Annotated in this window: 21 protein-coding genes and 1 pseudogene; 6 read left to right on the forward strand and 16 right to left on the reverse strand. The window is 60.0% G+C overall.

Annotated features, from left to right (window positions below):
• A complete protein-coding gene (locus HMPREF3056_RS04660) occupies positions 1-1,548 on the forward strand; it encodes an alpha-(1->6)-mannopyranosyltransferase A (RefSeq protein ID WP_070512443.1) in 1,548 nt (515 codons plus the stop codon).
• Here the strand turns inward: HMPREF3056_RS04660 and HMPREF3056_RS04665 are convergent.
• On the reverse strand, positions 1,517-1,840 hold the full coding sequence (locus HMPREF3056_RS04665; protein ID WP_210401778.1) for an Rv2175c family DNA-binding protein: 324 nt from the start codon (positions 1,838-1,840) through the stop codon (positions 1,517-1,519). The two genes, HMPREF3056_RS04660 and HMPREF3056_RS04665, sit on opposite strands and share 32 nt — an antisense overlap.
• A gap of 125 nt (positions 1,841-1,965) precedes the next feature.
• Between HMPREF3056_RS04665 and HMPREF3056_RS04670 the strand changes: the two genes are divergently transcribed.
• Positions 1,966-3,204, forward strand: a complete 1,239-nt coding sequence (locus HMPREF3056_RS04670) for a protein kinase domain-containing protein (protein WP_049155227.1) — start codon at positions 1,966-1,968, stop codon at positions 3,202-3,204.
• A gap of 27 nt (positions 3,205-3,231) precedes the next feature.
• Here HMPREF3056_RS04670 and HMPREF3056_RS04675 read toward each other — a convergent pair whose 3' ends face one another.
• Together HMPREF3056_RS04675 and HMPREF3056_RS04680 are read right to left on the reverse strand one after the other, a co-directional pair.
• Positions 3,232-4,620 (reverse strand): class II 3-deoxy-7-phosphoheptulonate synthase, encoded by a 1,389-nt coding sequence (locus tag HMPREF3056_RS04675; RefSeq protein WP_070754217.1) that lies wholly within the window; start codon positions 4,618-4,620, stop codon positions 3,232-3,234.
• Positions 4,621-4,693: 73 nt separating this feature from the next.
• Positions 4,694-5,200, reverse strand: coding sequence for a polyadenylate-specific 3'-exoribonuclease AS (locus HMPREF3056_RS04680; RefSeq protein ID WP_010190562.1), 507 nt, complete (start codon positions 5,198-5,200; stop codon positions 4,694-4,696).
• Between the two features lie 60 nt (positions 5,201-5,260).
• Here HMPREF3056_RS04680 and HMPREF3056_RS13935 point away from each other — a divergent pair, with 60 nt between their 5' ends.
• On the forward strand, positions 5,261-6,523 hold the full coding sequence (locus HMPREF3056_RS13935; RefSeq protein WP_141758280.1) for a glycosyltransferase 87 family protein: 1,263 nt from the start codon (positions 5,261-5,263) through the stop codon (positions 6,521-6,523).
• A gap of 35 nt (positions 6,524-6,558) precedes the next feature.
• Here the strand turns inward: HMPREF3056_RS13935 and HMPREF3056_RS04685 are convergent.
• The 12 genes and pseudogenes from HMPREF3056_RS04685 to HMPREF3056_RS04740 all read right to left on the reverse strand — a co-directional run.
• Positions 6,559-7,542 (reverse strand): annotated as a pseudogene (locus HMPREF3056_RS04685) (acyltransferase family protein); the annotation flags it as partial.
• A 3-nt stretch (positions 7,543-7,545) separates the two neighbouring features.
• Positions 7,546-8,292, reverse strand: coding sequence for a lysophospholipid acyltransferase family protein (locus HMPREF3056_RS04690; RefSeq protein ID WP_010190567.1), 747 nt, complete (start codon positions 8,290-8,292; stop codon positions 7,546-7,548).
• Between the two features lie 66 nt (positions 8,293-8,358).
• Positions 8,359-9,315 carry an ROK family protein gene (locus HMPREF3056_RS04695; protein WP_070701806.1) on the reverse strand — a complete coding sequence of 319 codons (957 nt, stop codon included), beginning with the start codon at positions 9,313-9,315 and terminating at the stop codon, positions 8,359-8,361.
• On the reverse strand, positions 9,308-10,471 hold the full coding sequence (locus HMPREF3056_RS04700; RefSeq protein ID WP_070515781.1) for a glycosyltransferase family 4 protein: 1,164 nt from the start codon (positions 10,469-10,471) through the stop codon (positions 9,308-9,310). The genes HMPREF3056_RS04695 and HMPREF3056_RS04700 overlap by 8 nt, the downstream gene beginning before the upstream one ends.
• 3 nt (positions 10,472-10,474) lie before the next feature.
• Complete coding sequence (locus HMPREF3056_RS04705) at positions 10,475-11,545, reverse strand: C40 family peptidase (protein ID WP_046647944.1); 1,071 nt, start codon at positions 11,543-11,545, stop codon at positions 10,475-10,477.
• Positions 11,546-11,703: 158 nt separating this feature from the next.
• Entirely contained in the window at positions 11,704-12,339 is a 636-nt protein-coding gene (locus HMPREF3056_RS04710; RefSeq protein WP_046648126.1) for a C40 family peptidase, read from the reverse strand.
• Between the two features lie 1,471 nt (positions 12,340-13,810).
• Positions 13,811-15,433 (reverse strand): cytochrome bc1 complex cytochrome b subunit, encoded by a 1,623-nt coding sequence (locus HMPREF3056_RS04715; protein ID WP_046647943.1) that lies wholly within the window; start codon positions 15,431-15,433, stop codon positions 13,811-13,813.
• The gene (locus tag HMPREF3056_RS04720; protein WP_070512416.1) at positions 15,433-16,653 is read right to left on the reverse strand and encodes a cytochrome bc1 complex Rieske iron-sulfur subunit; all 1,221 of its coding nucleotides are present in this window, start codon (positions 16,651-16,653) and stop codon (positions 15,433-15,435) included. Before HMPREF3056_RS04720 ends, HMPREF3056_RS04715 begins: the two co-directional genes overlap by 1 nt.
• Entirely contained in the window at positions 16,650-17,537 is an 888-nt protein-coding gene (locus tag HMPREF3056_RS04725) for a cytochrome bc1 complex diheme cytochrome c subunit (protein WP_029159009.1), read from the reverse strand. The genes HMPREF3056_RS04720 and HMPREF3056_RS04725 overlap by 4 nt, the downstream gene beginning before the upstream one ends.
• A gap of 67 nt (positions 17,538-17,604) precedes the next feature.
• The gene (locus HMPREF3056_RS04730) at positions 17,605-18,189 is read right to left on the reverse strand and encodes an aa3-type cytochrome oxidase subunit III (protein ID WP_010190575.1); all 585 of its coding nucleotides are present in this window, start codon (positions 18,187-18,189) and stop codon (positions 17,605-17,607) included.
• A gap of 585 nt (positions 18,190-18,774) precedes the next feature.
• The gene (locus HMPREF3056_RS04735) at positions 18,775-19,206 is read right to left on the reverse strand and encodes an aa3-type cytochrome oxidase subunit IV (RefSeq protein WP_046647941.1); all 432 of its coding nucleotides are present in this window, start codon (positions 19,204-19,206) and stop codon (positions 18,775-18,777) included.
• A 19-nt stretch (positions 19,207-19,225) separates the two neighbouring features.
• Positions 19,226-20,305, reverse strand: a complete 1,080-nt coding sequence (locus HMPREF3056_RS04740; RefSeq protein WP_070515787.1) for an aa3-type cytochrome oxidase subunit II — start codon at positions 20,303-20,305, stop codon at positions 19,226-19,228.
• A gap of 354 nt (positions 20,306-20,659) precedes the next feature.
• On the opposite strand from HMPREF3056_RS04740, the gene asnB reads away from it, so the two are divergent.
• A complete protein-coding gene (gene asnB, locus HMPREF3056_RS04745; RefSeq protein WP_070754221.1) occupies positions 20,660-22,582 on the forward strand; it encodes an asparagine synthase (glutamine-hydrolyzing) in 1,923 nt (640 codons plus the stop codon).
• A gap of 83 nt (positions 22,583-22,665) precedes the next feature.
• On the opposite strand, the gene HMPREF3056_RS04750 is transcribed toward asnB, so the two are convergent.
• Positions 22,666-23,010 carry a HesB/IscA family protein gene (locus HMPREF3056_RS04750; RefSeq protein ID WP_070512402.1) on the reverse strand — a complete coding sequence of 115 codons (345 nt, stop codon included), beginning with the start codon at positions 23,008-23,010 and terminating at the stop codon, positions 22,666-22,668.
• A 179-nt stretch (positions 23,011-23,189) separates the two neighbouring features.
• Here HMPREF3056_RS04750 and HMPREF3056_RS04755 point away from each other — a divergent pair, with 179 nt between their 5' ends.
• Positions 23,190-23,882, forward strand: a complete 693-nt coding sequence (locus tag HMPREF3056_RS04755; RefSeq protein WP_070515789.1) for a DUF3043 domain-containing protein — start codon at positions 23,190-23,192, stop codon at positions 23,880-23,882.
• Between the two features lie 12 nt (positions 23,883-23,894).
• A partial coding sequence (locus HMPREF3056_RS04760) for a nicotinate-nucleotide--dimethylbenzimidazole phosphoribosyltransferase (RefSeq protein ID WP_210401777.1) occupies positions 23,895-24,358 on the forward strand: 464 nt, incomplete at its 3' end.

Genomic DNA, 24,358 nt, shown 5'->3' on the forward strand with positions numbered 1-24,358 from the left:
ATGGCTCGCTCCGCATCCACGCGCGTGCCCCTGCGCATTCCCCATCCCCTGCCACTGGGCATCGTCTCTGCGATCGTCCTGGCGCTCGCCTCCTTCTCCGGCGGCGCGACCCGGAATCGCGGAGGTTTTCTTGAGGCGCTCAACATCAGCTTCCTTGCCTATGGCCACGGCCGCAACATTGGCATGGTCCTCTACTGGGTTGGCCTGTTTGGCCTCGTCGCCGCATGGGTGTTGGCGGGCCGCCACTTCATTGCCCCACAGCTCAAGAACCCGCAACCAGACGGCGCACTGGCAGACATCCGCCGGATGTTGATCTGCTGGGTCACCCCGCTGCTGTGCGCCGCACCGCTGGCTTCCCGGGACGTGTACTCCTACCTGATGCAAGGCGCGATGGTGCGCGATGGTTTCGACCCCTACGTCGAGGGCGCAGCCGTTAACCCCGGTCCCTTCCTGCTTGAGGTCTCTCACGACTGGCGCAACACCACTACGCCCTACGGGCCGCTACACCTGTGGATGGGCAACGGGGTAACCCACCTGGTGGGCGATAACGTTGCTGCGGGCATCATCGTCTACAAGGCAATTTCCGTCCTTGGTTTCGCAGCCATCGCCTGGTCAATTCCACGCCTAGCCCGAAGCATCGGCGGCGATCCCGCCCTAGCACTCTGGTTGGGAGTGGCGAATCCGGTGATGGTTTTGCACCTCATCGGCGGCATGCACAACGAATCAGTCATGGTGGGGCTGGTATCGCTGGGCCTTCTCGCTGCTGTGCACCACAAGTTCCACCTCAGCCTCATACTCGTTGGCGTGGCAGTGTCCCTCAAGGCCACCGCCGTCTTCGCCGCGCCGTTCATCGTGTGGCTCATGCTGCATCACTGGGCGCCGAAGGGAACGAAGCCGCTCAAGCGCGTCGGGTTCTTCCTACTATCCGGCGTTATCGCCGTGGCGGAGGTCGCGTTGGCGGTGGCGGCGATCACATGGGCGTCGGGAAGCTCGTGGGGTTGGCTGTCTCAGATCAGTGGTAATTCTAAGGTCATCAACCCCTTGGCCGGCCCCACCTTGCTTGCCGATATTCTCGTTCCGCTCATCCAGGTCTTCTCCCCCGATACCACCTATAACGGCGTGCTCACCGTGCTGCGCTCGGCCGCGATGCTCCTGATGCTCCTGGGCCTTGTCCTTGTGTGGTGGTGGGGGCGCACGGGCGTGCGCCGCGCCATTGCCGCCACGGCCGCGGCCTACCAGGTGGCGTTCGTCTTCAACTCTGTGACGCTGCCGTGGTACTACGCCTCAGTACTCACGCTCATGGGAACCTTTCGCCCACCACTACCGCTCATCAAGCTCACCACCGGCGCAGCTCTCTTTATTGGTGTGGCCTTCGCCGGCGACGGTAATCACCAGCTCTACAACTGGTTCTGGGTGATTGCCATGGTGGTCGTGGCATGGTTGGCCACACAGTGGATTTTCGATGGTGTTCCACGCACCGCCGCTGAACCAACTGCGCCTGGTGCTGATGCGCCGTCTAAAACGCCGAAGCCTGCGCGCGCCGTATAACCTCCCGCGCGAGGTGGCCGTGCAGCGCGTCGATGGGGCGGCCCGGTAGGGACTCGTCCTCGGTAAAAAGATGCGCCAGGATCTCGTTGTCACCCCAGCCGTTGTCCGAAAGAACAGTGATGACGCCGGACACGTGCTTGGAAATGACGCCCTTGGCATTGAAAAACGCTTCCGGGACGAGGCGCTGGCCTTCGGCGTCCCGCCACGCGATGAACTTCCAGGCATTGAGCAGATCGAAGACGCGAGTAATGGGCAGATCGAGTTTTTCAGCTACCTCTTTAAGCGTCAGCAGCTTCTCTCCGGCGAGAAGTTGCGGAAGCTCGGGATGGGAATTCTCTTCAGGGTTCGCAGAATTAGTCACAGACACAACTGTAGCGGGATCACACTTTGAGGAGAGGATCGACCATACTGGAACCCATGACAAGGCTGAACGTGGGCGACATTCTTGAAGGACGCTACCGCATTGATCAGCCGATCGCTCGCGGCGGCATGTCCACCGTGTATCGCTGCGTGGACATGCGTTTGGGCCGCGCAGTAGCTGCCAAGGTGATGGATGAGCGCTATCACGACGACCCCGTCTTCGTCACCCGCTTCGAGCGCGAGGCACGCGCCATGGCACAGCTGAGCCACCCCAATCTCGTCGCCGTGCATGACTTTTCCGCGGATGGTTTGCCGATTTACCTCATCATGGAGCTCATCACCGGCGGCACGTTGCGCGAGCTCCTTGCGGAACGCGGACCCATGCCGCCGCATGCCGCGGCCGGCGTCATGCACTCGGTCTTGGCAGGGCTCACCGAAGTCCACCACGCGGGCCTCGTGCACCGCGATATCAAGCCGGATAACGTTCTCATCACCGATAGCCACCGGGTCAAGGTGGGTGACTTCGGCTTGGTGCGCTCCGCAAAGGCGGAGCATGATAGCTCCGGCCAGATCGTCGGCACCGTAAGCTACCTCTCCCCCGAGCAAGTCACCGGCGCGGATATCACCCCGGCCTCCGATGTCTACTCGGCCGGAATCGTTCTGTTCGAGTTGCTGACGGGCACGGTCCCTTTCCACGGTGACACCCCGCTGGCGCACGCCACCGCGCGCGTGCACGCGGATGTGGTGGCACCCTCCTCCCGCATCGAGGGGGTGCCGATGCTTTTCGACGCCCTCGTGGCCACCGCCACTGCGCGTAACCCAGCCGAACGCTTTGCAGACGCGGGTGAATTCCTCGATGCTCTGGATGACGTTTCCCGGGAGCTGCAACTGCCACAGTTCACGGTCCCCGTCCCGCGAAACTCGGCCGCCGCACGTACCGCTGCAGTACCTACAGACTTTTCGGGAACAGACAATACGCGTGTCTTCGAAGCAACCTCTGCAATCCCCTCGCCCGATTCCCCCACGCGTGAAACACGGGCGGAAACCCGCGAGGACGCTTTCCCCCTGCCTGCCGCACCGGTAGACACCCCGGCGCCCTCCCCCGCCGTGCCAGAACCATATGCGGCCGGGGCCGAAGAGGAGCCGGAGGAACGTCCGTTGAGCAACCGCAGCACGGTCGGGCTCATCGGGTTCCTCGTCCTCGTCGGCCTCGCCACCTTGGCTGTCGCCGTGGCCGCCTGGTGGTTTGGATCCGGAGAATACGGCACCTGGCCGATTCTCTGGAGACCGTATTAGCCTGCGCAGCTAGACGCTGCGCAGACTCTAGTTGCGCAGCATTTCTGCGATGAGGAAGGACAGCTCCAGCGATTGCTGGGTGTTCAGGCGCGGGTCCACGGCAGACTCGTAGCGACCCGGCAGGTCCACGTCCGTGATGTCCTCAGCGCCGCCGAGGCACTCGGTGACGTCCTCACCGGTGAACTCCAGGTGCACGCCGCCCGGGTGGGTACCCAGTTCACGGTGTACCTCGAAGAAGCCTTGGACCTCGTCGACGATCTTGTCGAAGTGTCGGGTCTTGTAGCCGTTCGATGCCGTGAAGGTATTGCCGTGCATCGGATCGGACTGCCACACCACCTTGTGGCCGGAGTCCTCCACTGCCTTGATGATCGGGGGCAGCACGGAGCGCACCTTATCGTGGCCCATGCGCGCGATCATGGTGAGACGGCCCGGCTCACGGTTCGGGTCAAGCTTCTCCGCGTACTCCACTGCCTGCTCCGGCGTCACGCCGGGGCCAAGCTTGATTCCCACGGGGTTGCCGATGATGGAAGCAAACGCCACGTGGAAGTCGTCGAGACCACGGGTACGCTCACCAATCCACAGCTGGTGCGCGGACAGGTCATAAAGCTTGGTCTCGCCGTTAGAGTCCGTACCCAAGCGCAGCATGGAACGCTCGTAATCCTTCAACAGGGCTTCGTGAGAGCAGTAGATCTCCGCCGAGCGCAAGGTTTCATCGGACACGCCACAGGCATTCATGAACGCCAGGCCGTTTTCAATCTCATCGGCCAAAGCCTGGTAGCGAGCACCCGCCGGGGAGTTGGCCACGAACTCTCGGTTCCATTCGTGGAGGCGGTACAGGTCCGCGGTTCCGGAGTGCGTCAGCGCGCGAACCAGGTTCATTGCCGCCGAGGAGTTTGCGTAGGCGCGAATCATGCGGGCGGGATCGTGACGGCGGGATTCCTCGTTGGCCTCCACGCCGTTGACGATGTCACCGCGGTAGTTGTACAGACCGTTGGCATCCAGATCGGAGGAACGCGGCTTGGCGTACTGGCCGGCAATACGGCCCAACTTCACCACCGGAGTGGAAGCGCCGTACGTCAAGACGACGGCCATCTGCAGCAGCGTCTTGATGTTGCCGCGGATGTGCGGTTCCGTGTTGGACTCAAAGGTCTCCGCGCAGTCGCCTCCCTGGAGAAGGAAGGCGTTGCCCAAGGCGACGTCGGCAAGCTTGCGCTTGAGATCCTCAACCTCCGGGGCCACGACGATAGGCGGTACGGATTCAAGAATCTTGCGGACGTTATCAGCCTGCAGCTGATCCCAGCCCGGCTGCTGCTTTGCCTCGCGGGAAATGACGTCTTGGAACTTCTCATTGATCCCCTCCGGCAGCGGCGGCAGATCAGGAAGCACTTCTTTGGGAATATCTACTGTCCAACTCACACCCAGTATTTAACCATCTTGGGCCTGTCACGCGTTAGTTAATGGTCTTTTCGGCTGCGGTATTAATTCACGTTTAATGTACGCGGTTGCCCCTCGTCAGCGGCAAATGCTGCTCGCAGACTCGAAACTTGGCCAGGTTATGGCGGGCGTCGACCAACGCATCATGGTTGCCATTGGGCACTGGAGGTAGTTTAGGGCGGCCGGCAAACTCCCAATACTGCTTCAGCTCCCGGGTATATCGCGGCATCCCCTTGGGCAAGCTGGCCATGTCTCCCCATAGTTGCGCGAGAACAACGTGGTCATAGGCTCCTACCCAAGCCCACAGCTCGATAGGCGTGGAATGCCGGCCCAAGAATTTCAAGAGCTCTTCGCGGATGGTCTCGCGCGATTTCCAGACTGGGTCTGCGGGGCTTGGTAATTTATCCAAGACGTTCTCCCGCACCCACGCATTAGCCTTCGCAGGATCGAAATCTGTGGATACCGCGTAGTACTCGCTTCCGTCTTCCCCGACAATTCCGATGGAGACCAGCTCAATGGTCGATCCGTCCTCAATGAATTCGGTGTCGTAGAAGTAGCGCACGCCCCGTATCCTAGTCTGCCGCCTATAGTCGCCTTAGCACTGGGGCCTATACTCAGCAGCGTGAAGAAAGCCCTTTCCTCTCCCCTTCTCCCCTTGTTCATAGTAGGGCTGGCCTCCGTGGCATGGATTATTCAGCCTGCGGCGTTGTTCAGCAGTGGCAGCATTGTGCCTTCCTACCACATTGACCTCGATGTTTATCGTGAGGGAGGACGCGCGCTGCTACACGGAGAGAATCTGTACGCCCAAAGCTATGTCCTCGACAACGGTTTTTCGCTGCCGTTCACGTACCCGCCTTTTGCCGCAGCGCTTTTCGCCATGGTGTCATGGCTACCGTTGTGGCCACTGTCCATTCTTCTCACTGCGGCATCGGTGGCAGCGCTCTGGGTCTGCCTCTACGCCGTCCTCTCTCGAAGCTGCACCACTCACAGGCCCGGTTGGTGGTCCTCGTGGGCATTGTGCGCCTGCTTGCTGACGGAGCCGATTACTGAGACACTCAGCTTCGGTCAAGTAAACCTCCTGTTGACCGCGGCAGTCATTGTGGATTGCCTGATACTGAGGCCCCGCAACCCATGGCGTGGAATTCTGACAGGCGCAGCTATCGCTATCAAGCTCACCCCCGCGGTCTTCCTCGCCGTGTTTTTCGTTCGCCGCGACTGGCACGCTCTTGCCACGGCGGTGGGGGCTTTTGTTGCCTGCGGCGTGGTGGGCTACCTCGCCTCCCCAGCGAGCTCCGCGGTGTATTGGACCGATACCATCCGGGATTCCTCCCGCATCGGTGGGCTGGCCTACTCGAGCAATCAATCACTCCGGGGCGTGCTCAGCCGCGTCATTCCTGAGCAGACAACAGCCCTCTGGATTATCGGGTGCCTCATCATCGTGGCGACGTTGTGGTGGGTCATGGAGCGCACATCCTCAGAGATTGAGCTTCTGCTGCTGGCCTCGTCGGCAGCGCTGCTGTGTTCACCTGTCTCGTGGTCGCACCACTTCACGTGGCTGTGCTTGGCAGCGGTGTATCTGACTGCCCGCCGCCGCTGGTTCATTGCCGGCCTCACATGGCTGGTTCTGGTAGCGCGCGGTCACTGGCTTGTCCCCCACGGCGAGCAACTGGAACTGACGTGGTCGTGGTGGCAGCAGATTCCGGGCAATGACTACTTCTTGCTTGTCGTATTCTTCGTTGCGTTGAGCTGCTGGCTCAAGCTCACGCCTGCGGAGAAAGGTTCCTTCTTCCGCCGACTGGCACCGATCGGCGGTGGGGTCAGCGTCCAGCCCAAGACGGGCACCTTGCCTAGGGCCCATAGAGCCAAGGACGCAACAGCGCAATAGAGCACGCACATGCTGAGCCAGAACCAGGTGTTTTCCAGTGGCCATTGACCCGCCAGGGTGACCTCCCGCGGGTGGAGCGCCATGGGGTAACTATAAAGAACCGTCAAGCCAATGGGGTGCCCCAGGTAGATGGGCAGCGTGTGCGAACCGATAAAACGCAGGCCAGTGGACAGGACCGGAATATAAGACACCGCTACCGCCACCGCGATTCCAAGCGGAACCTCGAAGAACTGCTCTACCATGCGGACGAGGATGTGAACGTCATCCCGCACCAGCGCCTCCGCGCCAGGTAGCAGCCAGGTGACATCGACTTCCCCTGCGTAGTTATCCCACGCGCGGCGGATGAAAAATCCGATGGCATAGGCCACGGTCATCCCGGAATATGCCCAGAAGCTACGGTGATCCCACGTTCCCCTAAACGGTGCCTCGATGGCGGCGGCGAATGCGGCAATGGCATCCCGGAAACAAGCAGCACCAACGAATACTGGGAGGAACATGATGGCTTTTGCAATCGAGGTGTACTGCGCCTGCCAAGCGATGAACAGAATCGGGGTAAAGCTCAACGCCATCGCTGCCCACCCGGGCAGCTTGCGTACGCACCAGAGGAAGATATTGAACAGAATCAGCGCGTGCAGGAACCAAGCCATGGAATGCCCCACTAGGAGGCTCGCGGCCATCTGATCAACATCGAAAATAGGATCCCCGAATACCCAGTGATACTCCACGCGCTTAGTCTGCTGCTCCACGAGCACCCACACCACATAAGGCACGAGGAAGTACCACAGGCGGCGCGTGAAAAGCTCCGCAAAGCTGAAGCGAAACACCTTTTGCGCGAAGAAGCCGCTCACCAAAAAGAACAAAGGCAAGCGCAAGGGGTCCAGCCACACGTTAAAGGCAGCCAGCCACGTGTCCTTGGATTCCGGAACCGTGAGCGTAATGTGCAACAGCACGACGCCCAGGATGGAGATCCCCTTTGCTACATCGGGCCAAGCTAATCGCTGTTTGGGGGAGGAAGTCACTGATTACCGCGCCTCCGAACCGGGCTCGGCCCCTTCCGGGTAGCCGTGTCCGGCTTGCAGAGAAGCCTTGACATCAGAGGCGTAGACGTCGACATAAGGTTCGCCCGTCAACTCCGAGAGTTGCTTCATCACGTAATCCGTAAAGGCCCGCGCGGTAGCGTGATCCTGCGGGTCGAGGTTGCGCTCAGCGGCCCATACTCGGGGGTCGATGGGCTCTCCCACGCGCATGCCGACGCGAACCGGGCGCGGAATCCACGAACCGATCGGGTTGGCCTTCCGAGTATTGATCATGGCGATGGGAATGACCTTCTCACCCGTAGTCAGCGCGATGCGCGCCATGCCGGTGCGCCCCTTGTAGATACGCCCATCAGGTGAGCGAGTTCCCTCCGGGTAGATGCCAAAAAGATCTCCGCGGCCGATAATGCGCTCCGCGCTCGCCAGCATCGCGTCACTGGCTTCCTTGTTGACGCGGTCAATCGGCACCTGCCCAACCGAGCTAAAGAACCACTTTTGCAGGCGGCCGACGAAGCCGGGGGTGGTGAAATACTCGCTCTTTGCCAAGAAGGTAATCTGCCGCGGGCACAGAAGCGGGAAGTAGAAAGAGTCCATCACCGCTTGGTGGGAGGAGGCCAAGATAGCCGAGCCGGACTCCGGGATGCGATCCATTCCTTCGGACCATGGGCGGTTCCACACTCGTAGGGCCGGGCCGAAAAAGATGTGCTTGAAGGCCCAGTACCACTTGTTTCGCATCGCTTATAGTCCTATCTGTATGTGCCGAACAGGCGGTGCTGCCCGGTGAAAGAAAAATGTGCGGTGTTAACCTCGGTGCTCCTGGCGGGCGAGATCAGCGACTCCGATCATACCTGCCGCAGAACCCAACTTCGCAGTTGCGACTCGGGCCAGGGGCCTGTGACCGGCCCCGACAATCTGGCTAGCCATAGATTCCCGCGCCCGATCCAGGTAAAGATCCGCGTCCTGGGACACCCCGCCGCCGATCACAATCAGCTCTGGATCGAGTACATCCGCCACCATGGACAGCCCCCGCCCGAGCCACTGGCCGAAGTTCTCCATGACGGCCAAGCCCAGTGGATCACCCTGCCGAGCCGCAGCAGTGATCTCCTCGCCGGAGGGGTTTAGGGGAAGGGCGGTGTCATAGTCACCGCGCAAATCCGCGCAGGTATCCGGCAATGCGGTGCCGGAGGCGTAACGCTCGAGGCAACCACGCTTGCCGCAGGAGCACAGGCGCCCACCCGGTGACACAACAAGGTGCCCAAACTCTGGTGCGGTACCGAAAGCTCCTCGGTAGATTGTGCCGTCAGTAAAAAGCGTGGCACCAATGCCGGTTCCCACGGCAAAAAAGACCCAGTCCTTCGCACCGCGCCCAGCGCCAAAGCGCCATTCGCCCCACGCGGCTGAATTGGCGTCATGCTCAAGGCGGACCGGCACGTCCAAACGCCTGCTGAGGATCTCGCGTACTGGGGCGTTACGCCACGGCAAATGCGGGGCGAAGCGGACAACTTCACACTCGGGATCCAAAAAGCCCGCGAGGGCAAGGCCCACGGCCTCGATGTCATGGGATGCTGCCAAGTTGTCTACGCAGCGCACGATGTCATCTTCGAGTGTCTGCGCTTCCCTGGCCGTGGGGACGCTTGTCGAATCCACAATCTCTCCGGCGGGATTAATCACCGCGGCCCGCAAGTTGGTTCCACCAATATCGAACCCGATGGTGAGGCCGCTGTGGCCACCGTCAGCGGAGGAAGTGTGTTCAAGCATGACTAGTAGGATATACCCCGGCCTGCCCACGATCACATTCCAGAACCTCACGCAATCGTGCGCCCATGATTTCCCACGTCCAGTGCTCCTCCACGTGACGGCGCCCTGCCGCCCCCATGCGGCGGGCCCCGGGGACGTCGCCAAGCAACGTGCACAAGGCCTGCTCAAGTTCCAGAACTGAGGAGCCGCGCACGACGATGCCGGTCTCGGACGTTACTGTTTCCGGTGCACCACCGGAGTCACCCGCAATGACCGGCAACCCCGCCGCTTGTGCTTCTAGGTAAACGATGCCGAGGCCCTCGACGTCGAGTCCCCCACCCCGCGTGCGCGCCGGCATGGCAAACACATCGGCAGCATGAAGCGCCAACTGCAATTCTTCGGTGTCCCGCGCCTCCTGCAACACCGCGTCGGGGCAGTACAGACGCGCTAGCTCGCGCAGTGTCTGCTCATAGCGTCCGCGACCGATGATGAGTACCTGGGCGTCCGGGAAGCGTGCCCGTACCGCCGGCATCGCCCGCAAGAGCTGGTCCTGGCCTTTGCGGGGAACCAAGCGGGAGATGCACACGATGACGGGCCCTGGGCCGAGTCCAAAGCGCTCCCGCGCGCTCTGCTTTTCTCCCTCCGTGGCCGGAGTGAAGTCTTCCAGATTAACCGCAGAAGGCAAGTGCACCCAGCGCGCATGGGTACCAAACGCGGGTTCCAACCTGGTACGCGTGTAGTCCGAGATATACGTGATGACATCGGCATGCTGACCAATGCGACGCAGGGCCTGCCGGGCTATGGGAAGCATGGACCAGCCCACCTCGTGACCGTGCGTCGTGGCAACGATCCGGCGAGCGCCCGCCGCCCGGGCCTCCGGCGCCATAAGGGCAAGCGGGGCTGCCGCCCCAAACCACACGGTCTCGATATCGTATTCACGAATCAGACTCTGCATCCGGCGCGCGGTGGCTGGTGTCGGAAGCATGATGGTGCGTGGCCAGCGAACCACGGTATACGGCAGCGTCGCGTCATACTCGGCAGCGGCGTCACCATCTTGGGTCGAGGCGAAGACGACGACGTCCTCCGGGTTGAGGGTTGCCAGAAAATCTCGAAGATAAGACTGAATCCCGCCGATGGTGGGCGGGAAATCATTCGTTACTAGGAGTGTGCGCGCCATGGCCTAGTAGCGGACGGCGCCTTGAACGGGCATGGAATGAAGCGGCACCACTGCCACGGGAACGCCATAGGTGGAGGCGTGAACCACCTGACCGTCGCCGATATACATTCCCACGTGGGTAATGCCGGCGTAATAGCCCACAATGTCTCCGGGCTGTAGTTCATCGATCGGTACTGGGGTGCCGCCGGCAATCTGCGCCTGCGAGGTGCGCGGGATACTCTTCCCCATCTGCTGATAGCTCCACACCATCAGGCCGGAACAATCGAACACATCAGGGCCCGTTGCTCCCCAGCCATACGGGGCACCAATGCGGGTGAGTGCTGCTTGGACAGCGGCGGATCCCGAACCATCGGCCAACGCAGCTAGGTCAAGGTCGGCAGAGCCGCCAAAGTGCTCAACCCATGCCTGGCGCGCCTCGGGGCTCAAGCCATCAACCTTGGTTTCGAGCTCCTTCTGCTGCTCTTCCAGGTCAGCCTGCTCCTTGAGAACCGCATCGCGCTGTGCCTGCAGCTCGTCGCGCTTGAGGCGCGCTTCCTCAGTAGCATCGACTGCCTGCTGATGCGCCTCGTCGGCCGCGGCGGCGGCAGCCACCATGGCTTCCTCTTCACGCTTGGCAGCCCTCGTCAAAGCCCCCAGGTACCCCATGCGCTCGACCGCACTGGCTACGTCGTTGGCATCAAGGGCTGCCGACACTGGCGTTGCCGCGCTTCGGCGGTAGCGCGATTGCGCCAGGGAATCGATCCGCTGCTGTTGCTCAGCGACAACCACGGAGGCGTCTTCGGAATTGCGCTGCGCCTCCTCAGCCTTGCGTTCCAGCTCGCCGATCTCCTTCTCCGATTCTGCGAGCTCATCCTCAAGCCCCTTGACTTCCTCACCCTTGGCAGAAACCCGCTGGGCGACGTCCGCCATGCGCTCAATGAGATCGCTCAGATCCTCGGGTGCCTGCTCCCCTGCCGCTTCTTGCGGTTGCTCCTGGAGGAACTCTTGAGCCACTGCAGATGGCGACAGGACGACCACCGGAGCCGCACCCACAACGATTGCAGCGACGGCACACGCAATGCCACGACGCGACATGAATACCCCCGAAACTAAGAGAAGGTTAATAGATGACTGAATTATACCCTCAGTCAAGGAAAAGCATAACGGCTTCTAGAATAGCCGAACCCCTTCCCCACCCTCGCCATCAACATGGCAAGAGCAGCGGAAGGGGTTAGCCAAACCGCCAGGTTCGCTTAGAAGCGAACAGCGGAGTGAATCGGCATGTAGTTCAGGGAGCGCTCGCCGACCGGGGTGCCGGAGTTCAGCGCGTCAATGATGGTGCCGTGGCCGGTGTAGATACCAACGTGGGATGCACCGGAGTAGTAGACGATGATGTCGCCCGGCTGCAGGGCATCGAGGGACACCGGGGTACCCGCAGAAGCCTGCGCCTGGGAGGTGCGCGGAATGGACACGCCAGCCTGGCGGTAAGCCCACGAGGTCAGACCAGAGCAGTCAAAAGCGCTCGGGCCGTTGGCACCATAGACGTACGGGGAACCGACGGCGGAGCGAGCAGCCTCGAGAACCTTCTCGCCCACGGACTGAACCGGTGCCGGCGCCGGAGCCTCAGCTACCGGAGCCTCCACAGCAGCGGCGTAACCCGCACCCTGATCAGCCTTGAAGGCCGGGATGTAACGGTCAATGTTCGGCAGCTGCTTGATATTCGGGACGTTCTCCAGACCAGCAACCTCGAAGCGGATATCGGTCTCCGGGACGACAACCTCAGCCGCATTAGCAGCGGCAGGGACGGTAACAGCTGCGGTAGCAGCAACAGCAGCAGTGGATGCGATGCGACGGGTGTTCAGGTTGCCCTGACGACGGTGCTTAGCCACGAATTTAAACTCCAAATCTTCCTGCGCGCCTACTTTCGCTCACTAGGAGAAGGCAATCCATATGACTACTCTCCACATGACGCGAACAAAAGCTCTGACCCAAGGGCGGGCCTAGCGTTCGACGATGACCCGTTCCTGTAGGGCCATCTCCGCTCGGCCCCCGGATGTTTAGGAGGGGCCAGACGCGGCGCTTAAATCTTCAGTTCGTATTGAGCACCGGTGATGTGTACACCGTGGCGGTAACTCAATGTCTCGAATAGGTTACGAAATCATCACGAGCGATGTCGAGTCAGAAACGTAAAACCGGCTTCGTTACCGTCCCGTTATCAAATGGAAACCTAAACGACACGGCGCCCAACGACCCCAGTTCATTACACAAGCACGACAGGCAGATACTTGCCCTCACCTGCAATAACCCAGAGGGGTTTTCACTTCACACCGCTAGACCTTAACACCGACCTAAAGCCCCAAAGAGCGTCCAAAAGTATACGATGTAACCTTCATCACACTCGTGTAACTCGGCGTCACATCGACCCCATTTGACCCACTACCCTCTCCTGAAACCATGCAACAAAGTGGTTCTCTCCTGCGGTTTTTATGTCGACCGCGTCACTCCCCCAGGCAAATGAGAGGCCTCCGCATCGCCGTATAGCACCTCGATTCCCGGAAATCAGACAAACTAAGAAGAGGTTAACTACGGGTTAACACCTTGACGAGCAAGCAACGCAAACTTGCGAGCCCGCTCTCCCACCCAGCTCGGCGCCCGCAGACCGCTGCTCTGACAGCGGGTACGTAGACGGCCTTACAACTACCCTAAAGCACACGCTCTAGAGGCCTAGGCATGAAAGAACGCTGTATCTAACGAACTCCCCTGGGACGCCCTTCGCGCTCACCTAGCGTGCTCGCGGCGGGGTCTAATGCTTCTTCAACCAAGACAGCTCCAACCTGACGTAGGCCAATTAAGTGCGAAGAAATCCCGCCCCACCGCCGAACAACACTGGGCAATACTGCCAAGAGTGACGTCAAGGTTTACTCACCCACCCATGACCCAGGTCGGTTCACGACGACCTTTCCGTAGTGCACTGCCCATCTCTTCGCGAAACGGATTACCTTCTTTGAGCTCCTCCAACGCCCAACGTCTGGGGGCCTTTATTGACACGCCTGAGGCATCTGACAAAAGGCGTCTGGCAAAAGGCATCAGTCGTAAGGCGTTCTGACGGCTAAAAACGCTATTTACTCATGGCAGATGGCGTCTTCAGACCCAAAAATGCCTTTTGTCAGATGCCTTGTGCAAGTACGCCCTCCTGACTTAGCTCAGCTTCCGAAATGAACAAATGAACCAGGCCGGCTCCAAGGGCCCAGTTCGCGGCCCCGCGACTAAAGGAAATGAGAACGCAAAAGCCCGTTCCTATTCTCCTGTGTGATGGAGAAAGGAACGGGCTCTGTGAGCGTGTTTCAGCGAGTGATGGCGCTAGATGCGGCCATTCTCCTCGTCTTCGCGGCGGTTAGCCTCGTTGAGCTGACGGAACATCTCCGCCTCCTCAGCGTGGTTCTCGTGGCGAATTTCATTGACTCGGGAGACGATAGCGGAGTCATCGGAAGAGAAGATGCCCTGTGTCTCGGAGTCGGCCAGACCAAGCTGGTTGAGCTGCTTCGGAACCGGAGCGCCGGCGTACTCGAGCGGAACCGGGTGGCCGTGCTCGTCCACCGGACCAAGCGGCTGGTGAACCTCGATGAAGGCACCGTTCGGCAGCTGCTTAATGACACCGGTCTCGATACCGTGCTCCAGCACCTCACGGTCGGAGCGCTGCAGACCAACGCAGATGCGGTAGGTCATGAAGTATGCAATCGGCGGCAGGACAATCAGACCGATACGGCCAACCCAGGTCATCGCATTCAGCGAGATCTGGAAGAAGTGTGCCACGTGGTCATTACCACCAGACAGCGTTACCAGCAGGAAGAAGACGATGGCAGCTGCACCGATAGCGGAGCGAACCGGAACGTCACGCGGGCGCTGCAGGAGGTTGTGGTGAGCGTCGTCGCCAGTCAACTTCTTCTCAATGAAGGGGTAGGCGAAGAGCAGAACGACCATCAGGCCACAGAGCAGTGCAACCCAGAACGCAGACGGGATGGTGTAGTTACCGATGTAGAGCTCCCATGCAGGCATGACACGAGCAACACCGTCAGTCCACAGCATGTAGATATCCGGCTGGGAACCAGCGGAGACCTGGGACGGGTTGTACGGGCCAAGGTTCCAGATGGCGTTAATCGTCATGAGACCGGAGATGAGCGCCAGGACACCGGCAACCATCATGCCCATGCCGATTGCCTTGGTGGCGAAGACCGGCATAATACGGACACCCACGACGTTGTTCTCAGCGCGACCCGGTCCAGGGAACTGGGTGTGCTTCTGGAACCACACCATGATGAGGTGTGCTGCGATAAGGCCCAGGATGATGCCCGGGATAACCAGCACGTGCAGGATGTAGAAACGGTCCAGCATGAGGTCGGACGGGAAGTCGCCACCGAAGATGGCCCAGTGCAGCCAGGTACCGATGATCGGCAGACCCAGGATGATGGCGGACATGATTCGCAGACCAACACCGGAGAGCAGGTCATCCGGAAGGGAGTAGCCGAGGAAGCCCTCGACCATGCCCAGAAGGATAAGCGCGCAACCGATAATCCAGTTAGCCTCACGCGGGCGACGGAATGCGCCGGTGAAGAAAATACGCAGCATGTGGGCAATCATGGACATCATGAACATGAGTGCTGCCCAGTGGTGCATCTGGCGCACAAACAGACCGCCGCGGACCTCAAAGGAGATATCGAGTGCCGTTGCGTAGGCGCGAGACATCTCCACGCCGTTCAGCGGGGTGTATCCGCCGTCGTAGATGACCTTCGTAATTGAAGGATCGAAGAACAGCGCGAGGTAGATACCGGTCAGCAACAGGATGATGAAGCTGTACAGTGCCATCTCACCGAGCATGAAGGACCAGTGAGTGGGAAAGACTTTGTTGAGCTGGGTACGCAGGACGCCGGCAGCGGAATACCGCTCGTCCATGTTGTTACCCATCTGTGCAAGTTTGTTACTCATTATGACTTACGCTCCCAGAATGCAGGTCCGACGGGCTCGATGAAGTTGCCCTTAGCAATGAGGTAGCCCTCATCGTCCACATCAATCGGCAGCTGCGGCAGTGCACGGGCTGCCGGGCCGAAGACCGGCTTACCGTAGTGCAACGCGTCGAACTGCGACTGGTGGCACGGGCAGAGAATGCGGTTGGTCTGTGCCTCGTACAGCGAGGTCGGGCAACCAATGTGGGTACAGATCTTGGAGTAGGCGTAGTAATCGCCGTAGTGGAAGTCTTCCTGACCCTTGCGCTCGATAGCCTTCTTGGCATCATCGTTGCGCAGGCGGATGAGCATCACAGCGTTGCGGTTACCGTGGATGGAGTGCATGTGGTTCTCGTAGACGTCCTTGTCCTCGGAGTACTCTGCACCGTCGTTGACATCCTCAGCAGCCAGCGGGAAGACAGTCTCCATACCGCCTGCAGCCAGATCTTCCGGACGCACGCGCACCAGGCGGGTGACGCCACGGGTGGTGTAGTGCGAGCCGGACTCGCCTTCGTGCATTTCGGCGATAGTACCGGTATCGCGAGCGAGGTAGAGCTTGACGCCCTTCTCATGCAGGGTCCAACCGGAGGTCCACAGGGTGCCGTCACCCATGTAGTTCAACTCGTGGCGCTTCTTCCACGGGTTGTTGATGGCACCACCCAGCGGAGCGATGACGGTAAGGCCGAAGAGAACGCCAGCACCACCGAGCAGCCCCATGATGGTCTTACGACGACCCAAGGTCGAGGTGTTCCAGGAGTCATTCAGCAGCGCGGTCAGCGTGCGGCGGTCGACTTCATCGGAAGGACCGTCGTGGCGGCGCTGAACCGAGATCTCCTCGGGGAGGATCTTCTTGACGTACTGAACGATGGCAAAGCCCAAGCCCAGGATGCACAGACCAGAGGTCAAGCCGAGCAACGGCGTGTAGAGGGTGTGCCACCACATGCCGTCCTCGCCGAGCATCTTGTACTCCCACGGCCAGAAGAGGTAGACGGCCAGGAAGGCAATGCCCATCAGGACGGAAATGATGAGCCAGAAGGTGACGTTTGCAGCGGCACGCTTCTCGGCGGGATCGCCCTCTACCGGGAAGCGCTCCTTACGGAACGCAACGGTAACATCGTCCAGCTCGGTACCGAGGGCTGCGAGCTCGTCGTTGCTCATAGCATCGAGCTCTTTGCGAGAGTAATTCTTCTTTACGTTGCTCATGAGCGAGATCCAATCCACATAGCGGCAACGCACAGAAGGCTGATGCCGATGATCCACATTGCCAGGCCCTCAGCCACCGGACCGAGGCCGCCAAGCGACCAACCAGCCGGAGACGGGGTTTCCTTCGCAGACTTGAGGTAGGCGATGATGTCCTTCTTCTCATCTGCAGTCAGCTGACGGTCGGAGAACTTCGGCATGTTCTGGGGGCCGGTCAGCATTGCCTGGTAGATCTCCTGCTCGTTAGCCGGGTCGAGCGGCGGCGCGAACTTACCGGAGGACAGAGCGCCGCCCCTACCGGTGAAGTTGTGGCAGGACGCGCAGTTCATGCGGAAGAGCTCGGAGCCCTTGGCGACGTCCTCGGCCTGGATCTGGCCGTTGTAGTTGGCGCCGCGCAAGGACTCCTGCGCTACGGAGCCATCCTCGTCGTAGACGATGTCAGCGCCGCCACCGTTGGCAGCAACATAGGCGGCAAGCGCCAACGTCTGCTGCTCGGTGTAACGCGGGGTCTTGCGCTCAGCCTGTGCGTCGTTCGACATCATCGGCATACGGCCGGAGTGAACCTGGAAGTACACGGAGCCAGCACCGATACCAACGAGGGAAGGACCACGGTCCTGGATACCCTGCAGGTTCGCACCGTGGCAGGTGATACAAGCGACTTCGTAGATGTCCTTGCCCTCTTGAACGAGTGCCTGGTCATCCTTGGCAGCGGTAGCCACCTGTGCGTCAGGGGTCAGGGCGGAAGCCAAGACACCTGCGCCGGTAAGACCGATGCTCAGTGCAAAGACGCCAGCAAGCGTGCGCTTCGCCTTGCGGCGACGGCGGGTCTTCTTAGCCGCGGCAGTGGTGTCTTCCACTGCGGCGGGCTGCTGGATGTTATCCATCATTTTCCTTTAGATAACTCGTACATGGAGATGAATGACTGTAGGCCGGCTATTCTCCGGCGACTACGGCCTACTGAACTAGGTAGATGACTACGAACACGCCGATCCACACAACGTCAACGAAGTGCCAGTAGTAAGACACTGCCATTGCCGCGGTGGCCTGTGCAGGCGTGAACTTGGAGCGGGCAATTCGCGCCAAGATAATTCCGAAGGCGATCAGACCCGCAGTCACGTGTGCCGCGTGGAACCCGGTCAGGATATAGAAGACCGAACCAAAGACACTGGACTGAACAGTGAGACCTGCCATGATCAACTCTGTCCACTCGAACGCCATGATGCCTAGGAAGACAACACCCAACGCGATGGTCACCGAGTACCAGAGTCGGAGCTTGTAAACGTCACCCCTTTCTGCTGCGAAAACGCCGAACTGAGAGGTCACGGAGGAAAGGACCAGGACACTCGTAATGAGGAAGCCCATGGGCACGTTGATGTGCGCCGTGTGCTCTGCCCAGTCACCCTCCTGGCCGTTCGCACGCGAGGTGAACCACATCGCGAACAGTCCAGCAAAGAACATCAATTCCTGAGACAGGAACACGATGGTGCCGACGCTGACCATGTTGGGTCGGTTCAGCGCGGCAACACGTGGTGCTGCCATACCTTGGTTAGAAACTACGCTCGTCACGCATAACAGTATGGCTGGTCTGACCGCATAAGTCATCTCATTTCCCCCCGATTTTTTTGAGGCCACGACCTAGACCTTCACAGTTTTCACCCCAGGCAGGAACCATAGAGCTCCCAGGAGGTAGTCGGGAACTTTTTAGCGCGCTTTACGACGCCCCATCCCTGCAGGTAGTGAGACTTGGCAACGCCAGTTGTGAAGCCAGCAACAGGTCAAGAAGAGGTACGTTTTGCCCGCAATCCGAAACCGGTCGGACCAACGCTAATGAGATAAATCACACCCGCCACCGCGGGCGAAAGTGCAGGACTGCAACTTTCGGATGACCCCCGTAAAAATGGCCGTTAACGTGCTGGAATTCTAAGCACAGACCTAGAGTTACACACTTTCGGCAAGCCACCCGCTCCCCCAGCACTCCACCCAAATCGAAATTTTTTCTCCCTTTTGGGAACTTTCCGCAACGCACTACGACGCAGTCTTCTCAACGACAAAGCCTCCGCCACTAGGTGTGGCGGAGGCGTGAGAAGTCGTGACGCTAGAAAGCGCGGCAGAAAAGGTTAAGCCTTAGTGCTTTTCCTTCGGAAGGCCATACTGCAGGGACAGGCCAGTCACGGAGGTGACGAGCAGGACTGCGCCCAGGATGATCATCCAGAAGTAGAGGAAGATGATGCCAAGACCCAGCACTGCGATGGAGCCGGTCATGCACAGCGGCCAGATGGAGCTCGGAGAGAAGAAGCCAAGGATACCGGCTGCGTCTTCAGTCTCCGCCTCTTCCCAATCCTCCGGCGCGATGTCGGAGCGGTTATCGGTGAAGTGCAGGTAGCCGCCCAGCATGAGGCAGAGCAGCATAGCGAGGACCAAGCCCACGATGCCGACCCACTCGGTGCCGTACATGTAGCCATCATCCTTGACGTAGTTAACGCCAATGACGTAGACGATGAGCGACACGAAGAGGTAGGTCGCGATGGAATAAAAGACCTTAGATGTTGCACGCATTTTCTATCAGTTCCTTTTCTTATGCCGCTTCAGCGGTGTCGACAAAGTTGTCGGCATCGCGGGTGTCGCGCAGAGAGTTGAACGGAGCGGTGGTAACTGCGTAGGGCTCTTCACCGATGTGCTCGAGAGCCTCGGCGTTGGTTGCCTGCGGGTTCTCCTCACGGAACTTGAGGTACTCGTTGAAGTCTGCGCGGTCAACGACGCGAATCTCAAAGTTCATCATGGCGTGGTAGGTACCGCACATCTCAGCACAGCGACCAACGAAGGCGCCCTTTTCCTCAATCTTCTCTACCTGGAAGCGACGCTCCTGGGAGTTGTTCTCCGGGTGCGCGTAGGCATCGCGCTTAAACAGGAACTCCGGAACCCAGAAGGAGTGGGAAACATCGCCGGAGGCGAGGCGGAACTCGATCGGGGTGTCAACCGGGAGAACCAGAACCGGAACCTCTTCGGTGGTACCAACAGTCTCAATCTTGTTGAAGTTGAGGTAGGAGATGTCACCGGTGGACTTACCGTGAATCGGGTTCGGGTTCGGGGTGCCCTCCGGGTCGAGGGAGGATTCCTCGGCAAGCTTCTGACGCTCAGCATCGGCGCCATCGTAGTTCTCGCCATCAACCTTGTTCTCGGCGTAACCGAACTTCCAGTTCCACTGGAAGGCGGTAACGTCCACGGTCACCTCAGGGTTCTTGTCCAGCGCCGTAACCTTCTGCTGAGCCTGAACAGTGAAGAAGAACAGTCCCATGATGATCAGAATCGGGATAATGGTCAGAGCCATCTCCAGCGGCACGTTGTACTGCAGCTGCTTCGGGAACTCGCCCTTGCCGGCCTTCTCAGCCTTCTTCGCATTCCAGCGGAAGATAGCGGTGAGGAACAGGCCCCACATGATGAAACCGATGATCCATGCAGCAACCCAGACCCAGATCCAGAAGTTGTACATCGAGGTCGCTTCAGGGGTAATACCCTTCGGCCAACCCATGCCTAGGAGGTTCTCAACTGCCGTCGGCGCTGCGACGTCACAACCCGCAAGGGCTAGACCGCCCAAAGCTATGACGCCCGCTAGGCCTGCCTTACGGCCGAGGTTGCGCTGCTTACGCTGTCCCACGTGTGTTCTGCCTTTCTGTGCACACAAACTTCTCGAATACTCACAGAGCATTCCTACCCAATCAGAATAGAGCATCCTGCCTGATTTTCAGGCCTTTTCGCTGGACTGTTTGGGCGTTGGACCTGTCCTATAAGTAGTGAACGTACGGAATGTTACCGGCCCACCTGCACAAGATCACGCCAGCTCCCCCAGCCTCCCCCTCCCGGCTATGACCCAATTCACAAGCCGCACACCCCTGCATCATCCGAAAGTTCGCACCCTAACGGGGAACGCGGCGCGGGGTTCGCAGATCGTTTGGCCGCGGCCGTAAAGTGTTCCGGAGATGAACCTTGATCTATAAGGAGAAGCAAGCTTATGTGCGGACTCTGCGCGCTACTGAGCGCCGATCGCAACGCCGCCCAGCACCTGGAAGCTCTTGAACAGTCTCTTCAGTGCATGCGCCACCGCGGCCCGGACGCTGCCGGAACCTGGCACGACGATGATGCGGCTTTTGGCTTTAACCGCCTATCTATCATCGACCTCGAACACTCCAATCAGCCGCTCCGCTGGGGCCCCGAGGACAACCCCGAGCGCTATGCCCTTACCTTCAACGGCGAAATCTATAACTACGTAGAACTCCGCGAAGAGCTCAGTGCCGCCGGCTATACCTTCAACACCGAGGGTGACGGCGAGCCCATCGTCGTGGGCTATCACCACTGGGGTAAGGACGTCGTAGAGCACCTGCGTGGCATGTTTGGCTTCGTTATCTGGGATACCGAAACGCGCACGATGTTTGCCGGCCGCGACCAGTTCGGCATCAAGCCGCTCTACTACGCCACCACCAAGGAGGGCACGGTCTTCGCCTCGGAGATGAAGTGCATCCTTTCGATGGCCGACTCGCTCGGTCTAGACCTCAGCCTTGATAGGCGCGCCATCGAGCACTACGTAGACTTGCAGTACGTGCCTGAGCCAGAGTCCCTCCACGCCAATATTCGCCGCGTCGAGTCTGGCTGCACCGTGACGCTTCGCCCTGGCGAAGAAGTTGTATCGGAGCGCTACTTTAAGCCCCGCTTCCCCATCCAACCCGTCAAGCAGGGCGAGGAGCAGCAGCTCTTCGATAGGATCGCCCGGGCGTTGGAGGATAGCGTCGAGAAGCACATGCGTGCGGACGTCACCGTCGGCTCCTTCCTCTCCGGTGGCATTGATTCCACCGCCATCGCAGCTCTGGCCAAGCGCCACAACCCAGACCTACTCACCTTCACCACGGGATTCGAGCGCGAGGGCTACTCCGAGGTGGATGTCGCCGCCGAGTCCGCCGCGGCGATCGGTGTGGAGCACATCGTCAAGATCGTCTCCCCTGAGGAGTATGCCGACGCTGTACCGAAGATCATGTGGTACCTGGACAACCCCGTCGCGGACCCTTCCCTCGTTCCGCTGTACTTCGTGGCCCAGGAAGCCCGCAAGCACGTCAAGGTGGTGCTCTCCGGCGAAGGTGCGGACGAGCTCTTCGGCGGCTATACCATTTATAAGGAGCCTCTCTCCCTGGCTCCGTTCGAGAAGATCCCCTCCCCGCTGCGTCGCGGCCTGGGCAAGCTCTCACAGGTACTCCCCGAAGGAATGAAGGGCAAGTCCCTGCTCAACCGCGGTTCGATGACCATGGAGGAGCGCTATTACGGCAATGCACGTTCCTTTAACTTCGAGCAGCTCCAGCGGGTGCTCCCCTGGGCCAAGCCGGAGTGGGATCACCGCGAGGTCACCGCACCAATCTACGCGCAATCACAGGACTTCGACCCGGTAGCCCGCATGCAGCACCTCGACCTGTTTACGTGGATGCGCGGCGACATCTTGGTCAAGGCCGACAAGATGAACATGGCCAACTCCCTAGAGCTGCGCGTTCCTTTCCTCGACAAGGAAGTGTTTAAGGTCGCGGAAACTATCCCCTACGACCTCAAGATTTCGCACGGGACGACCAAGTACGCGCTGCGCAAGGCCATGGAGCAGATCGTTCCCCCGCACGTGCTGCACCGCAAGAAGCTGGGCTTCCCGGTTCCGATGCGCCACTGGCTGGCCGGCGATGAGCTCTACGGCTGGGCCCAGGATCAGATTACCGAGTCCCAGACCGAGGACATCTTCAACAAGAAGGAAGTTCTGGAGATGCTCAAGGAGCACCGCGACGGTGTATCCGATCACTCACGCCGTTTGTGGACGGTGCTGTCCTTCATGATTTGGCACGGCATCTTCGTCGAAGACCGCATCGACCCGAAGATCGAGCAGCGCGACTACCCCGTGAAGCTCTAGTTCAAACAACAAAACTGACGGAGCCCTCGCCGCACACTGCGGACGAGGGCTTCATCGTTTTGTCAACGTGACTTTACTTGAATTTAATTGAAGGAATCACCGCAAGCGCAGGAGCCGCCAGCGTTGGGGTTATCGATGGTAAAGCCCTGGGCCTCAATGGTGTCGGAGAAGTCAATCTTGGCGCCGGTGAGGTACGGGATAGACATCTTGTCTACGACGAGGTTAACGCCGCCAATGGTGTCCACCTTGTCACCATCCAAGGTGCGGTCATCGAAGTAGAGCTGGTAGCGCAGACCCGCGCAGCCGCCTGGCTGGACAGCAATGCGCAGTGACAGATCGTCGCGGCCTTCCTGCTCAAGCAGGGACTTTGCCTTGGCGGCAGCGGCCTCGGTCAGGATAACTCCGGTTGCAGACGCGGGAGCGGTCATGATTTCTCCTCTTATATATGCGGAATTTTTCTGGAGCCCACCCTACCCCCTCACAGGTGAGGAAGAAAGGATGCCTCACAGTTCACTAGTGGTTCACAGGTGTCCTGTTCCCTAACCACAACGCTCTCTCCCGCGGGCCTATTCCCGTTATGTCTGCTAGACCTTGTACGCTAAACAGCGTGAAACTTCCGTGGCAAAAAGATGACAAGACTTCTTCCCCCGCCGAGCAAACCCCGGCGCCGGAAGAGCAACCCGCCGCCGAGAAACCGCACCGCAAGGGCTACACGCCGCCGAAGGGCCGCCCCACGCCCAAGCGTGATGCGCAGGAAATCGCCCGCGGCGTCAAGCGTGATCCCCGGGGGATGTCGGACGCGCAACGCTACCAGCATCGCAAGGAGCTTAAGGCTTCCATGTCCAAGGCGGAATGGAAGGAATATAAGCGTAAGGAGCGCGCTGAGTCCCGCGAACGTAACAAGGTGGCACAGGAGCGCATGGCCGCTGGCGACGAGCGCTACTTGCTCGCCCGCGATAAGGGCGAGGTCCGCCGCTACGTACGCGATTGGGTAGATTCCCGCCGCTTCATTAACGAGTGGGTCATGCCCTTTGCCATCGTGCTGCTGGTGCTCATGTTCGTCAGCACCCGGGACCCTCGCCTGTCGCAGATCATCTCTATCGGCGCGATGGCGGTCATCGTTGTCTTTGCCGTCGAAGGTTTCTGGCTCGCGCGCAAGTGCAACAACGCCGTGCGTCTCAAGTTCCCCGGCACCACCGAGGCCGGTTTTGGTCTGGGCTTCTACGCGTACTCCCGCGCCTCCCAGCCGCGCAAGTGGCGCACCCCGCGCCCGCAGGTGGAGCGCGGAGCCACTGTCTAAACCGGAGGACACATGCCTGAATTCACCGCGGTTCCCCAGCTGCGCCCTTCAACCGCAGCTCAACCAAATCGCGTAGCCGAAATTGCCGCGTGGTTGGCGGCAGCGCAGGATTCCCCGCAGGCGAAGCCCCTTCAGCGCCCCCGAGCCATCGTCTTTGAGGGCGCTGATGCCAACGTTGTACCCACTGTCGACGGTGCAGAAGCCACAGAGCACTCCCTCAGCGATGCAGATCGGTGGCGCGATAATCTCTTCAGCGCTGCGCAGCGGGCAGGAGCGGGCATCGACTTCGTCGAATGCAGCGCAGAGTCCACCAGCACTGAGCCTGGTGCCCCCTCTGCCGCTATGTCCCCGGCAGAGTGCGAGTCACACATCGAACTCGGCATGGCTACGGCTGACCGAGAGATCGATTCGGGCACTGATCTGCTCATCACGTCTGATTTTGGTATCGGCGCAAGCACAGTCGCCGCCAGCGTCAT

The organism is Corynebacterium sp. HMSC056F09, assembly GCF_001815785.1.
In the GTDB taxonomy this organism is placed as follows: domain Bacteria; phylum Actinomycetota; class Actinomycetes; order Mycobacteriales; family Mycobacteriaceae; genus Corynebacterium; species Corynebacterium hiratae.

Bases quoted from the DNA above. Each gene is read 5' to 3' on its own strand.
- HMPREF3056_RS04660 (WP_070512443.1), top strand. From the start codon at position 1: ATGGCTCGCTCCGCATCCACGCGCGTGCCCCTGCGCATTCCCCATCCC.
- HMPREF3056_RS04670 (WP_049155227.1), top strand. From the start codon at position 1,966: ATGACAAGGCTGAACGTGGGCGACATTCTTGAAGGACGCTACCGCATT.
- HMPREF3056_RS04690 (WP_010190567.1), bottom strand. From the start codon at position 8,292: ATGCGAAACAAGTGGTACTGGGCCTTCAAGCACATCTTTTTCGGCCCG.
- HMPREF3056_RS04695 (WP_070701806.1), bottom strand. From the start codon at position 9,315: ATGCTTGAACACACTTCCTCCGCTGACGGTGGCCACAGCGGCCTCACC.
- HMPREF3056_RS04700 (WP_070515781.1), bottom strand. From the start codon at position 10,471: ATGGCGCGCACACTCCTAGTAACGAATGATTTCCCGCCCACCATCGGC.
- HMPREF3056_RS04705 (WP_046647944.1), bottom strand. From the start codon at position 11,545: ATGTCGCGTCGTGGCATTGCGTGTGCCGTCGCTGCAATCGTTGTGGGT.
- HMPREF3056_RS04715 (WP_046647943.1), bottom strand. From the start codon at position 15,433: ATGAGTAACAAACTTGCACAGATGGGTAACAACATGGACGAGCGGTAT.
- HMPREF3056_RS04720 (WP_070512416.1), bottom strand. From the start codon at position 16,653: ATGAGCAACGTAAAGAAGAATTACTCTCGCAAAGAGCTCGATGCTATG.
- HMPREF3056_RS04725 (WP_029159009.1), bottom strand. From the start codon at position 17,537: ATGATGGATAACATCCAGCAGCCCGCCGCAGTGGAAGACACCACTGCC.
- HMPREF3056_RS04730 (WP_010190575.1), bottom strand. From the start codon at position 18,189: ATGGCAGCACCACGTGTTGCCGCGCTGAACCGACCCAACATGGTCAGC.
- HMPREF3056_RS04735 (WP_046647941.1), bottom strand. From the start codon at position 19,206: ATGCGTGCAACATCTAAGGTCTTTTATTCCATCGCGACCTACCTCTTC.
- asnB (WP_070754221.1), top strand. From the start codon at position 20,660: ATGTGCGGACTCTGCGCGCTACTGAGCGCCGATCGCAACGCCGCCCAG.
- HMPREF3056_RS04750 (WP_070512402.1), bottom strand. From the start codon at position 23,010: ATGACCGCTCCCGCGTCTGCAACCGGAGTTATCCTGACCGAGGCCGCT.